Origin of the sequence: Oceanobacillus bengalensis (genome assembly GCF_003628445.1) — a bacterium.
GTDB classification, from domain to species: Bacteria; Bacillota; Bacilli; order Bacillales; family Amphibacillaceae; genus Oceanobacillus; species Oceanobacillus bengalensis.
In genome coordinates this window covers 103,754-116,787 of the sequence record NZ_RBZO01000005.1, presented here as the reverse complement: position 1 = coordinate 116,787, position 13,034 = coordinate 103,754, and the positions used below count along the sequence as shown (strand labels likewise).

Genomic DNA, 13,034 nt, shown 5'->3' with positions numbered 1-13,034 from the left:
CAAAATTAAAGTATATATTTAGTATTAGTGAAGATTTTAAAAATTAAAATTGTCAACCTCATTTTAGGAGGAACGAATATGAAAGATTATCTAGTAATCGTGGAATCGCCTGCAAAAGCGAAAACGATTGAACGTTATTTAGGGAAAAAATACGAAGTAAAAGCATCAATGGGCCATGTCAGAGATTTACCGAAAAGTCAAATGGGTGTTGATGAGAAAGATAACTTTAAGCCAAAATACATTACCATTCGAGGGAAAGGCGATGTGCTAAAAGATTTACGTAAGTCTGCTAAGAAAGCAAAGAAAATTTTTCTCGCGGCCGATCCGGATCGTGAAGGTGAGGCAATTGCATGGCATTTAGCTCATATCTTAAATGTTGATGAAACTTCAGAATGTCGTGTTGTATTTAATGAAATAACGAAAGACGCAATTAAAGAATCCTTTAAGCATCCAAGAACAATTGACATTGATTTAGTTGATGCTCAACAAGCAAGACGTGTTCTTGACCGATTGGTTGGATACAATATAAGTCCATTATTATGGAAAAAGGTGAAAAAAGGATTAAGTGCTGGTCGCGTACAATCAGTAGCGATGAAATTGATTATTGATCGTGAAAGAGAAATTGAGAACTTTAAACCAGAAGAATACTGGACAATTGAAGCAGAATTTTTAAAAGATGAGACAGTGTTTGAAGGTTCCTTTTATGGGATAAATGGAAAAAAGGAAGAACTGAAATCAGAAAAGGACGTTAATGTAATTCTTAATAAACTAGGCGACAAATTTGAGATTGATAAAGTAACAAAACGGGAGAGAAAAAGAAATCCAGCTCAAGCCTTCATCACTTCTTCGCTACAGCAAGAGGCAGCTAGAAAGCTGAACTTCAGAGCTAGAAAGACAATGATGGTAGCACAGCAATTATATGAGGGGATCGATTTAGGTAGAAAAGCTGGTGGAATTACTGGTTTAATCACCTATATGCGTACAGATTCTACAAGGATTTCGGATACCGCTAAAAAGGAAGCGGTGGATTATATAGTAGAAAATTACGGTGAAGAATATTTAGGCCATTCTAAACCGAAGAAAGCAAAAGAAGGTGCGCAAGATGCACATGAAGCAATTCGTCCAACATCCATTTTAAGAGACCCAAAATCGTTAAAAGAAATTTTATCCAGGGATCAACTTAGACTGTATAAGCTAATCTGGGAACGCTTTTTGGCGAGTCAAATGGCACCTGCAGTAATGGATACAATGACTGTTCACTTACTTAATAATGATGTTGAATTTCGTGCAACAGGTTCTAAAATTAAGTTTAAAGGTTTTATGAAAGTGTATATAGAGGGTACGGATGATAATAAGAAGGTTGAAGACAAATTACTTCCAGAGCTAGACGAAGCAATGGAAGTAAAGTCGAAAGAAATAAGTCCTAACCAACACTTTACACAGCCACCTCCAAGATATACAGAAGCTAGGTTAGTAAAAACGATGGAGGAGCTTGGGATTGGTAGACCATCCACATATGCTCCAACCCTTGATACCATCCAGCGCCGAGGATATGTGACACTTGATAATAAACGTTTCATGCCAACCGAATTAGGAACGATTGTTAACGAAATAATGGAAGAGTTCTTCCCTGAAATTATCGATGTAGAGTTTACTGTGAAGATGGAAGGTGATCTCGATTCAATTGAAGAAGGGGAGAATAACTGGGTAAATATTATTGATGAATTCTATCAAGGTTTCCATAAACGGTTGGAAAAAGCTGAACAAGAAATGGAAAAAATAGAGATTAAAGATGAACCAGCTGGAATCGATTGTGAAAATTGTGGCCATGAAATGGTATATAAGATGGGACGATATGGGAAATTCCTAGCTTGCTCAAATTTCCCAGATTGTCGTAACACGAAACCAATACTCAAAGAAATTGGTGTAAAATGCCCGAAATGTAAAGATGGCAATGTTGTGGAGAGAAAGTCGAAAAAGAGAAGAACATTTTATGGTTGTGATAATTTCCCTGATTGCGATTTTGTTTCATGGGACAAACCGATAGCAAGGCCGTGTCCAAAATGTGATTCTTTACTTGTTGAGAAGAAGAACAAAAAAGGAGCACAGGTAGCTTGCACGAATTGCGATTACAAAGAAGAAGTACAAAGCTAATTTTTTGCTGCTTATCAAAATGATAAGCAGCTCTTTCTTGTTTTTTAGGCTCTATACGTAAAATTTTTTGCTGTTGATATAAAATGTTACATAACGAGAAATAAAATAATGCCTTTAGAAAACAGCCTTATTAAAAACTTTTCAGTAATTTTGCGAAAGATAAGAATAGTTTTTAGAGAACTTGTCTATAACGGTAATATTGCTTTATTCACAAAATATTCACGGAATCCAAATCTTAATAAAAAATCGATTTTCATTTAATTGACTTGCTATTTTTTTAGAGATATAATTACGATTTGTTGAGGAAGGTATCGATTAGTATTTAAAACATCTAATTGCATGACAAATCAAATAATTGTGTTATAATCACAATAGTAACTATGATTCAGAATCTTGCTATTTTTCAGTTTTAAACATTGCAAATAACTTATCCGTATGATATGATGTGTTAGCTGTTTAATTGGGGGCTATAAACATGAAGGCTTTCGTCGATGTATGTGATGAATTTATAGAGTATTTGCAAATAGAAAAAAATGCCTCACCATACACCGTAGCGTACTATCATGATGACTTAAAAAATTTTTTTGCCTTTTTAGAACAAGAGGGTATCGGGGACATAGCAGAAGTTGATCCAAAAGTAGTTCGCGTATTTCTAACTACACTCTATAGTAATCAATTAAGTAGAAGATCCGTATCAAGGAAGATATCATCGATTCGAAGCTTCTACAAATTTATGGAGAGGGAGAAACGAGTTTCTAGCAATCCTTTTATTCATTTGACCTTACCTAGAATGAGTAAAAAAATACCGTCATTTTTATATATGGAAGAACTCGAAAAACTGTTTGAAGTAAACGATACGACTCCACTTGGTCAAAGGAATCAAGCGTTGATTGAGACTCTATATGGGACTGGGATTAGGGTTAGTGAGTGTCAGGGACTGAGGTTAGCAGATATCGACTTTTCGATAGGTACAATGTTCATTAAAGGAAAAGGTCGGAAAGAACGATATGTTCCATTTGGAAGATTTGCAGAAATAGCCTTAGAAACATACATAAATGAAACTAGACCTAAACTACTCTTAAAGTCAAAGAATCATACAGATACGGTCTTTTTGAATGCAAGAGGAAACCCGCTTACAACAAGAGGAATAAGAGACATCCTAAATAAAATGGTAGAAAAAGCGGCATTAACGGTTCATGTCCATCCGCATAAGATTAGGCACACCTTTGCAACGCATCTATTAAATGAAGGTGCTGACTTACGAACTGTACAAGAATTACTTGGACATAAGAGACTTTCCTCTACACAAATTTATACACATGTAACCAAAGATTACATGCGTGATGTTTATATGAATAGCCATCCAAGGGCAAATGATTCGTATAATAGTTCAGAGGGGTGAAACCATTGTCAAATGAGATGCATGCAACAACAATATTTGCTATCAATCATAACGGCGGGAGCGCTATGTGTGGTGATGGACAGGTAACATTAGGTAACGCTGTTGTTATGAAGCATAAAGCAAAAAAAGTTAGGCGATTATTCAACGGTCAAGTGTTAGCTGGTTTTGCTGGGTCTGTTGCGGATGCTTTTACACTTTTTGAGAAATTCGAAGGGAAGTTACAAACGTATAATGGAAATATTACGCGTGCTTCCGTTGAGTTGGCAAAAGAATGGCGTAGTGATAAGGTGCTTCGGAAATTAGAAGCAATGCTTATTGTGATGAACAAAGAGCAAATGTATCTTGTTTCTGGTACTGGTGAAGTAATCGAGCCGGATGATGGAATTTTAGCAATTGGCTCTGGCGGTAATTTCGCTTTAAGTGCTGGTCGCGCATTAGCTAGACATTCCTCAGCGTTATCTGCTAAAGAAATTGCTCGAGCTTCTCTTGAGATTGCTGGTGAAATTTGCGTTTACACGAATGATCAAATCACGTTAGAGGTTCTCGAATAATTGAAGGGGGTAATCAACATGGGAATTGATTACACACCAAGACAAATTGTGGATCAATTGGATAAATATATTGTGGGACAGAAAAATGCAAAAAAATCTGTAGCCGTTGCTTTAAGAAATCGTTACAGACGGATGCAACTTGATGATTCATTAAAGGATGAGATTAATCCTAAAAATATATTAATGATTGGTCCTACAGGCGTAGGAAAGACGGAGATTGCAAGACGGTTAGCGAAACTAGTCGGTGCTCCTTTTGTAAAAGTTGAAGCAACAAAATTTACAGAGGTTGGTTACGTAGGTCGTGACGTTGAGTCCATGGTTCGTGATCTTGTTGAAATGGCGATGCGAATGGTGAAGGAAGTGAAAATGAGTGAAGTAAAAGATCAAGCGGAACGAGAGGCTAATAAAAAGCTTGTTCATTTACTACTTCCCGAAGTAAAAAAGCAGCCATCTATGAAAAATCCGTTTGAGCTTCTGTTTTCGAATCAATCCTCTGAAAACGATGAAGATTCATCGGATAAAGATGACGAGATTGTAACAAAACGCAAACAAATAAAGCAAAAGCTTGAGATGGGTGAGCTAGAAGATCATCTAGTAACAGTAGAATTGGAAGAAGTACCACCTTCTATGTTTGATATGCTTCAAGGTTCGGGTATGGAACATATGGGGATGAATATGCAAGATGTCTTTGGTCAATTTATGCAGGCGAAGAAGAAAAAAAGAAAATTATCTGTATCGGAAGCGAGAAAGTTACTGACACAGCAAGAAGCACAGAAGCTAGTAGATATGGAAGAAGCAGCACAAGAGGCAATAGAGCTTGCTGAGCAATCTGGTATATTATTTATTGACGAAATCGATAAAGTAGTAGGGAAGGATAGCAGTTCCGCTAATGTCTCTAGAGAAGGTGTGCAGCGTGACATTCTCCCAATTGTTGAAGGCTCAACTGTTGTGACGAAGCATGGACCAGTAAAAACGGACCATATGTTGTTTATAGCAGCAGGTGCTTTTCATATGGCGAAACCATCTGACTTAATACCTGAACTACAAGGACGTTTCCCAATTAGAGTGGAATTAGAAAAATTAACCGTCCATGATTTCAAGCAAATATTAACAGAGCCGTCTAACGCATTAATCAAACAATATCAAGCATTGTTACAAACAGAAGGTATAAATGTCGTATTTACTGACGATGCTATTGTTAGACTGGCAGAAATTGCATATCAAGTAAATCAGGAAACGGATAACATTGGTGCAAGAAGGCTTCATACTATTTTAGAAAAACTATTAGAAGATTTATCATTTGAAGCACCAGACATAACAATGGAGGAAATTAAGATTACTTCTAGCTATGTCGATGAAAAATTAAAATCTATTGCACAAAATAGAGATTTAAGTCAATTTATACTATAATGTTAACGAATGAAATGGAGGATTATCATGGAATTATTAGACAGAGCAAGAAAAATTAACGCAATGCTACAAAAAGCAACAGGGAAATCGGTGAACTTTAACGATATGTCCGCTTCTTTACGAGATGTAATCAGAGGGAATGTATATATTCTTAGCAGAAGAGGGAAATTGTTAGGATTTGCAGTAAATCAGGAAATTGAAAATGAACGCATGAAGAATATGTTGGAAGAAAGACAATTCCCTGAAGAATACACAGCAGGTCTTTTTAACATTCATGAAACAACAGCAAATCTTGATGTTGATAGCCAATATTCCGTTTTCCCAGTTGAAAACAAAGATTTATTTAAAAATGGTTTAACAACAATAGTACCGATTATCGGTGGTGGAGACCGTTTAGGAACACTTATTATTGGGCGTGTGGATGAAGACTTTAGTAATGATGATCTATTACTTGCTGAATACGGTGCAACTGTAGTAGGTATGGAAATTCTACATGAAAAAACAGAAGAAATTGAAATGGAAGCAAGAAGTAAAGCTGTAGTTCAAATGGCGATTAGTTCATTGTCTTATAGTGAATTAGAGGCAATTGATCATATTTTTGAAGAATTAAATGGTAATGAGGGACTTCTAGTTGCAAGTAAAATCGCAGATAGGGTTGGAATTACAAGATCTGTAATTGTAAATGCTTTAAGAAAACTGGAAAGTGCTGGAGTTATAGAATCACGTTCACTAGGAATGAAAGGTACGTACATTAAAGTATTAAATGATAAATTCTTAGTTGAATTAGAAAAACTACGTTCAAGATAATGAAAAACAATAAAAAAGAGCTAGACATATAGCTCTTTTTTTATTTGTAAATTTTTTGGAGTAATTCTTTACATATAATTCGATAATTCGACACAATATGTCATGCTAATACTTGTTAGAATATAGGAAGTTAGACAGCGTCTTGTTTTAAATATACTGAATAGATAGTCCATATGGAATGATGAAGAAGTCCTAGACTTATTTATCTATTTTATATGTAAATTGAAGGAAATTGTCGGATTTAGGTGGACTTTGACGAAAGTGTAAATTACAATTAGATTACATGAAATTAAAATGTAGTATTTTGTAATATTGGCAAGAGGCAGGAGGGATTAAAGTGGATATTTTTGGGAATACAATACGAACGTTAGAAAATTCACTTGATTACGCGTCAGCAAAAAATCAAACAATAGCAAATAATATTTCTAATGTGGATACCCCGAACTATAAAGCAAAAGATGTCATATTTAAAGACGCGCTAAATGATGCGGCAAACGCATTAGTAGTAAAGAAAACAAATGAAAAGCATATGTCATTAAATCAATCAAATTCCTCATATCAAACCATTACGCAAAATAACACCATGTTTAACCACAATGGGAATAATGTAGATATTGATAAAGAAATGGCGGAACTAGCTAAAAACCAAATCTATTATAATAGTTTAGTAGAACGCATTAATGGGAAATTTGGTAGTCTTCAGAAGGTAATAAGAGGAGGGAACTAAGTATGTCAATTTTTAATTCGATTAATACGAGCGCAAGCGCCTTAACGGCTCAACGTTTACGTATGGATGTCGTTTCCTCCAATATTGCTAATGCAGAAACGACACGTGCGACGATTAATGAAGATGGTCAATACGAAGCTTACAGACGCAAATTAGTTACATTAGAAGAACAGGGAACTCGGTTTGGCTCTTTTTTAGATAAAGCCTCTGGTACAAGCTCAGCAAGAAATGCAGGGGTGAAAGTTTCAGCGATAACGGAAGATGATGCACCATTTAAAGTGGTTTATAATCCTAACCATCCTGATGCCAATGAAGCTGGTTATGTTGAAATGCCAAATGTTGACCCACTTCAAGAAATGGTAGATTTAATGAGTGCTACTAGATCTTATGAAGCGAACATCACTTCATTAAATGCTAGTAAAAGTATGTTGATGAAAGCATTGGAAATAGGAAAATAGAGGAGTATTAAATGATGATTCCATTAATAAATGATGCATCACAGATTACGATAAATGAAACGACTAATCCTAAAAAGACAATAACTCCAGGGGCAGCTCAAGCGAATTTTGCTGACACATTAAAAGGTGCAATAGACAACCTTAATGATATTCAAATGGAGTCTGATAAAAAAACACAGGGGCTTGCCAGTGGGAAGGTAGATAATCTTCATGATGTCATGATTACTTCGCAAAAAGCTGGTATTGCACTTGACATGACTGTACAGGTTCAAAAAAAGGTAATCGATGCGTATAACGAAATTATGCGAATGCAAGTCTGATTTTGTTTATCCTACAGGCACAGTATATACAATGATAATATTACTTAATGCAATATGGTGGGTGACTTAATGAATGAAAATCTAACTAAATGGAAGAACTCGATTGTTTCTTTTTGGACGAAACGAACAAAAAGCCAAAAAGGAATTTTTATAGGATCTATCCTTTTGGTTTTGTTAATTATTGTAGGAACAGTATTGCTTACTACGAAAACGAATTTTGTAACGTTATATAGCAATCTTTCGTTACAAGAAGTAAATCAAATAAAAACAGAATTAGACGCTAGGGGTATTCCTTATGAATTGCAAAATGGTGGCACAACGATTTCAGTGCCGGGAGAACAAGTTGATGCATTGCTTGTTGACTTAGCAGGGCAAGGAATTCCGAATAGTGGTAACATTGATTATTCATTTTTTAGTGAAAACTCCTCATGGGGTGTAACGGATAATGAATTCGATGTGATGAAGCTTGATGCAATGCAGACTGAACTTGCAACCTTAATGAAGGGTATTGAGGGTATAAATGATGCGCAGGTAATGATTAATATGCCTGAAACACCAATATTTGCAAGTGAAACAACACAGGAAGCAAGTGCATCTATCGTATTAAATACAAAACCAGGATACCAATTTCAAGGTAATCAAATAGGCGCACTGTATCACTTGGTTTCAAAGGCTGTCCCGAATTTACCTGAAGATAATATCGTCATTATGAACCAGAATTTTGAGTATTTCGATCAGAATGCAACACAATATGGTACACAGGATGTTCATTCTTATCAGCAATCTGTAAAAAAAGATGTTGAAAAGGACCTTCAGCAACGAATACAACAGATGCTTGGTACGATGCTAGGTGCGGGAAATGTAATTGTTTCGGTAACAGCTGATGTAGATTTCACTCAAGAAAATAGAACGGAAGAACTGGTAGAGCCTGTTGATATTGAAAACATGGAAGGTCTCCCTGTAAGCATACAGTCTATACAAGAGTCGTATACAGGAGATAATGCAGCAGCAGGTGTGGCTGGAGCTGGTGAAGAAGACGTTACCAACTATCCAGGCACAGAAGACGGTTCGAACGGGGATTATGAGTTAGATAATGAAACGATTAATTATGAGTTCAATAGAATTCGTAAAGAAATTGTCGAAAGTCCGTATAAAATCCGTGACCTAGGAATCCAAGTCGTCGTTGATAATGCGCAAGATACGACTGATAGTGAAGTAGTGTACCTTACTCAGCAAGAACAGACGAATGTTGAAGAAGGCATTTCTTCGATTTTAAGTTCGATTATCGATACGTCCATTGATGGGGCGTATGGAGAAGTAGTTCCAGATGAGAAACTATCCATTGTATTCCAGGAATTTAATGGGGAACCAACAATTGCAGAAACAACAACCCCAGTCATCCCAACATGGATGTATATCGCAGGCGCTGGTTTACTAGTAATTATCATTATATTAATCTATCTATTAGTTCGAAATAGGAAACAAAAAGAAGAAGTTATCGAACAAACAGCGATTACACAAGAACCATCTAATGAAATCCCAGAAATGGAACAAAATCAGGATTCTGAGTCTATTATTCGCAAAAAGCAACTTGAGAAAATTGCTAAAGAAAAACCAGAAGACTTTGCGAAATTACTAAGAAGCTGGATCGGTGAAGATTAGGAGGAATGACGGTATGGCAAGGCAAAAAGGTGCATTGACTGGAAAACAAAAAGCTGCAATTCTTTTAATCTCCCTAGGTCCCGACGTTTCAGCTCAAGTATATAAACATTTATCTGAAGAGGAAATCGAAAAATTAAGTTTGGAAATTTCCTCTGTAAAAAAAGTAGATGCTAATTTAAAAGAAGAGATCATTGAACAATTTCATAATATTATACTTGCTCAAGACTATATTTCTCAAGGTGGAGTCGGTTATGCAAAGACGGTATTAGAAAAAGCTTTCGGAAAGCAGGAAGCCTCGAATATAATTAATCGTCTCACTTCTTCATTGCAAGTAAGACCATTTGACTTTGCTAGAAAAGCAGACCCACAACAACTTTTGAACTACATTCAAAATGAACACCCACAGACTATTTCTCTTGTTCTATCCTACTTGGATCCAGAACAAGCAGGGCAAATTCTATCAGCTCTTCCACAAGAGATGCAAGCAGATGTAGCAAAGCGTATTGCAACGATGGATTCAACTTCGCCTGAAATCATTAGTCAAGTAGAGCAAGTGCTAGAAAAGAATTTGTCTATGTCCTTGACAGAGGATTATACGCAAACTGGTGGAATTCAAGCTGTTGTAGAAGTATTAAATGGTGTTGATAGGAGTACGGAAAGAACGATCATTGATGCTCTAGAAATACAGGACCCTGAGCTAGCAGATGAAATTAAAAAACGGATGTTTGTATTTGAGGATATTGTTATCCTTGATAACCGTGCAATACAGCGTGTAATACGTGAAGTAGAAAATGATGACTTACGTTTAGCATTGAAAGTTGCAAGTGATGAAGTGAAAAATGTTATTTTCTCAAACATGTCAAATCGAATGGCAGAAACGTTCAAAGAAGAAATGGAATATATGGGACCTGTTAGGTTACTTGACGTCGAAGAAGCGCAAACAAGAATTGTTTCTACGATTCGTAGATTAGAGGATATTGGAGAAATTGTAATTGCTCGTGGTGGAGGGGACGATATTATTGTCTAATTTCCATAAATCAGTAAACAAAGATAAAAAAGTTATTGCAATTAAACCAATCGATTTTCTTATTAAAGAGAAGCAATTGGATCCGTCTTCTTATGAAGAAGAGTATCAAAGTATAGAAGATAAAATTGCTAAAGCGATAGAGCAATTGACCACTCTAGAGACACAACAGAAAGAATTGTTACAAGCTACTAAAACACAAATAGAGAAAGAGAAAAGTAATTGGCAAACGGAAAGAGCAAAATGGATCGAGGAAGCAAAAGAAGAAGGGTACAAGTCTGGCTATCTTTCTGGTCAACAAGATAGTATTAGTGAGTATAAAGGCTTATTAGAGAAAGCCAATACCATTACAGAGCAGGCTACGAAAGATTACCATACTACATTAGATAAAAGTGAAACAACGATTCTTCAGCTATCTATTTCCATTGCTGAGAAGGTAATGAAGCAAAAAATTACAGATGACCCATCGGTATTTTCGAATCTCGTTAAGACGGTAATTAAAAGTATAAAAGACAAGTCAATGATCACTATCTATACGCATCCAGATAACTATGAAATGATTCTAGAACAGAAGGATGAATTAATTCGTCTATTAGAAAATGATACCAAGCTTTCTATTTATGTTAAAGATGAGCTTTCTGAAAATGCATGCATTATTGAACATCCATTTGGTCGAGTAGATGCAAGTGTTGATTCACAACTAGAGCAAATTCGTAATATCTTACTCGATTTCCATGAGGAGAATAAGCAATGAATGTAGAAGCTTACCTTTCTTGTATCGAACAGGCTGATTCTTACAAATATTATGGGAAAGTCTTACGAGTAGTTGGGCTGATGATTGAGTCAGAGGGACCACAAGCAAATATTGGTGAAGTATGTTATATCCATCCTTCAAAGAAAGACAAAGAACCGATTTTATCAGAGGTAGTGGGGTTTAATAACGAGAAGATCATTCTCATGCCTTATGCTGAGGTAAATGAAATTGGGTCAGGATGTCTTGTTCAAGCAACAGGGAAAGCCCTAACGGTAAAAGTTGGCCGAAGTCTAATAGGGAATGTTGTTGATCCATTGGGAATGCCGCTTGATCGTACTCCCCTACCAAAAGGTCTCTCAAATTATGTAACAGAACAAGCGCCACCAAACCCCATGTTACGTCCTCCAATTTCTGAACCGATTCAAGTTGGTGTAAAAGCAATTGATGGATTATTAACAGTCGGTAGAGGACAGCGTGTTGGAATGTTCGCTGGTAGTGGGGTAGGTAAGAGTACCTTACTTGGAATGATTGCCCGGAACAGTGATGCAGATATTAACGTTATCGCACTGATAGGAGAACGTGGGCGTGAAGTTAGGGAATTTATTGAAAAGGACCTTGGTGAAGCAGGGTTGAAGCGCTCCATTGTTGTTGTGGCAACTTCTGACCAGCCAGCACTGATGCGTATTAAAGGTGCATATACGGCTACAGCAATTGCTGAATATTTCCGTGATTTGGGTTACCATGTGAACTTGATGATGGATTCTGTAACTCGTGTTGCAATGGCACAAAGGGAGATCGGCCTAGCAATCGGTGAACCTCCAACAACAAAAGGATACACGCCATCTGTATTTTCGATATTACCTAAACTGCTTGAACGCACTGGAACAAATGACTGTGGAACAATTACTGCCTTTTACACGGTGTTAGTTGATGGTGACGATATGAATGAACCAATCGCAGATGCGGTAAGAGGGATATTAGATGGTCATTTTGTGATGGACCGAAAAATAGCTGAACGAGGGCAATATCCAGCAATAAATGTACTGAAATCGGTTAGTCGGGTAATGAATCAAATTACGGGCGAAGAGCATCGAACCATAGCTAATGAGATTCGTTCATTAATGTCCATATACGAAGATAATCGAGAGTTAATCAATATCGGGGCATATAAACGTGGTACGAACCAGGAAATTGATCGTGCAATAGCTTTTCATCCAAAAATTCAAGCTTTTTTAAAACAGGATGTATTTGAATATAAGACACTAGAAGAGTCAGTTAACTTGATGACTTCTTTGCTTAATGGAGGCATTCACTAATGACTGGGACAGCGACTTTATCGAAAGTTTTAACGATTAGAGAAAACGAAAAAAAAGTTGCACAAAAAGCATACCACCAATCGATGGGTGTGTTTGAGGAAGTTGCTAAAGAACTCTATTTACTATTAAAGAAAAAAGAAGAAGCAGAACAGCAGTATGAACGATTTATTCAATCAACGGCACCAATAAATCAGATTAAGCAACTCGTTGACTATCTAGAGGTATTAACAACAGAAATATTATTTGTTCAACAAAAAGTAGAGGTTGCAAGAAATGATATGGAAAAAAAACAGGTGAAATTGTCTGATTCATACGTTGAAGTGAAAAAGTTTGAAAAAATCATCGACATTCGTAAACAAGATGAACGCGATGAGCTAAAGAGGAAAGAAGACGCTTTTATGAATGAAATTTCAATGAATCAATTTTTAAGCCACAAAAATAGGTGAAAA

13 protein-coding genes are annotated in these 13,034 nt (G+C 36.3%); all 13 read left to right on the top strand.

The window, feature by feature from the left end; translation table 11 throughout:
- The first annotated feature begins 78 nt into the window (after nt 1-78).
- The 13 genes from topA to fliJ all read left to right on the top strand — a co-directional run bounded on the left by topA (nt 79) and on the right by fliJ (nt 13,031).
- Nucleotides 79-2,154, top strand: a complete 2,076-nt coding sequence (topA, locus tag D8M05_RS04960; protein WP_121129250.1) for a type I DNA topoisomerase — start codon at nt 79-81, stop codon at nt 2,152-2,154.
- A gap of 475 nt (nt 2,155-2,629) precedes the next feature.
- The gene (xerC, locus tag D8M05_RS04955) at nt 2,630-3,556 is read left to right on the top strand and encodes a tyrosine recombinase XerC (protein ID WP_121129249.1); all 927 of its coding nucleotides are present in this window, start codon (nt 2,630-2,632) and stop codon (nt 3,554-3,556) included.
- A 5-nt stretch (nt 3,557-3,561) separates the two neighbouring features.
- On the top strand, nt 3,562-4,107 hold the full coding sequence (gene hslV, locus D8M05_RS04950; protein ID WP_121129248.1) for an ATP-dependent protease subunit HslV: 546 nt from the start codon (nt 3,562-3,564) through the stop codon (nt 4,105-4,107).
- 18 nt (nt 4,108-4,125) lie between these two features.
- Nucleotides 4,126-5,517: an ATP-dependent protease ATPase subunit HslU gene (gene hslU / locus D8M05_RS04945; RefSeq protein WP_121129247.1), complete on the top strand. Its 1,392-nt coding sequence runs from the start codon at nt 4,126-4,128 to the stop codon at nt 5,515-5,517.
- A 27-nt stretch (nt 5,518-5,544) separates the two neighbouring features.
- On the top strand, nt 5,545-6,324 hold the full coding sequence (gene codY / locus D8M05_RS04940) for a GTP-sensing pleiotropic transcriptional regulator CodY (protein ID WP_121129246.1): 780 nt from the start codon (nt 5,545-5,547) through the stop codon (nt 6,322-6,324).
- Nucleotides 6,325-6,661: 337 nt separating this feature from the next.
- Nucleotides 6,662-7,051: a flagellar basal body rod protein FlgB gene (gene flgB, locus D8M05_RS04935; protein WP_121129245.1), complete on the top strand. Its 390-nt coding sequence runs from the start codon at nt 6,662-6,664 to the stop codon at nt 7,049-7,051.
- Between the two features lie 2 nt (nt 7,052-7,053).
- The gene (gene flgC / locus D8M05_RS04930) at nt 7,054-7,509 is read left to right on the top strand and encodes a flagellar basal body rod protein FlgC (RefSeq protein WP_121129244.1); all 456 of its coding nucleotides are present in this window, start codon (nt 7,054-7,056) and stop codon (nt 7,507-7,509) included.
- 11 nt (nt 7,510-7,520) lie between these two features.
- Nucleotides 7,521-7,829 carry a flagellar hook-basal body complex protein FliE gene (gene fliE, locus D8M05_RS04925; RefSeq protein WP_121129242.1) on the top strand — a complete coding sequence of 103 codons (309 nt, stop codon included), beginning with the start codon at nt 7,521-7,523 and terminating at the stop codon, nt 7,827-7,829.
- Between the two features lie 69 nt (nt 7,830-7,898).
- Nucleotides 7,899-9,491 (top strand): flagellar basal-body MS-ring/collar protein FliF, encoded by a 1,593-nt coding sequence (gene fliF / locus D8M05_RS04920; protein ID WP_121129240.1) that lies wholly within the window; start codon nt 7,899-7,901, stop codon nt 9,489-9,491.
- Between the two features lie 13 nt (nt 9,492-9,504).
- Nucleotides 9,505-10,518, top strand: a complete 1,014-nt coding sequence (fliG, locus tag D8M05_RS04915) for a flagellar motor switch protein FliG (protein WP_121129238.1) — start codon at nt 9,505-9,507, stop codon at nt 10,516-10,518.
- Nucleotides 10,511-11,269: a flagellar assembly protein FliH gene (gene fliH, locus D8M05_RS04910; protein WP_183072701.1), complete on the top strand. Its 759-nt coding sequence runs from the start codon at nt 10,511-10,513 to the stop codon at nt 11,267-11,269. Before fliG ends, fliH begins: the two co-directional genes overlap by 8 nt.
- Nucleotides 11,266-12,585 carry a flagellar protein export ATPase FliI gene (fliI, locus tag D8M05_RS04905; RefSeq protein WP_121129234.1) on the top strand — a complete coding sequence of 440 codons (1,320 nt, stop codon included), beginning with the start codon at nt 11,266-11,268 and terminating at the stop codon, nt 12,583-12,585. Before fliH ends, fliI begins: the two co-directional genes overlap by 4 nt.
- Entirely contained in the window at nt 12,585-13,031 is a 447-nt protein-coding gene (gene fliJ, locus D8M05_RS04900) for a flagellar export protein FliJ (RefSeq protein ID WP_121129232.1), read from the top strand. Before fliI ends, fliJ begins: the two co-directional genes overlap by 1 nt.
- Nucleotides 13,032-13,034 lie beyond the last annotated feature (3 nt).

Coding starts and splice junctions, on each gene's coding strand:
- codY (WP_121129246.1), top strand. CDS start 5,545: ATGGAATTATTAGACAGAGCAAGAAAAATTAACGCAATGCTACAAAAA.
- topA (WP_121129250.1), top strand. CDS start 79: ATGAAAGATTATCTAGTAATCGTGGAATCGCCTGCAAAAGCGAAAACG.
- xerC (WP_121129249.1), top strand. CDS start 2,630: ATGAAGGCTTTCGTCGATGTATGTGATGAATTTATAGAGTATTTGCAA.
- fliG (WP_121129238.1), top strand. CDS start 9,505: ATGGCAAGGCAAAAAGGTGCATTGACTGGAAAACAAAAAGCTGCAATT.
- flgC (WP_121129244.1), top strand. CDS start 7,054: ATGTCAATTTTTAATTCGATTAATACGAGCGCAAGCGCCTTAACGGCT.
- hslU (WP_121129247.1), top strand. CDS start 4,126: ATGGGAATTGATTACACACCAAGACAAATTGTGGATCAATTGGATAAA.
- fliE (WP_121129242.1), top strand. CDS start 7,521: ATGATGATTCCATTAATAAATGATGCATCACAGATTACGATAAATGAA.
- fliI (WP_121129234.1), top strand. CDS start 11,266: ATGAATGTAGAAGCTTACCTTTCTTGTATCGAACAGGCTGATTCTTAC.
- fliJ (WP_121129232.1), top strand. CDS start 12,585: ATGACTGGGACAGCGACTTTATCGAAAGTTTTAACGATTAGAGAAAAC.
- fliF (WP_121129240.1), top strand. CDS start 7,899: ATGAATGAAAATCTAACTAAATGGAAGAACTCGATTGTTTCTTTTTGG.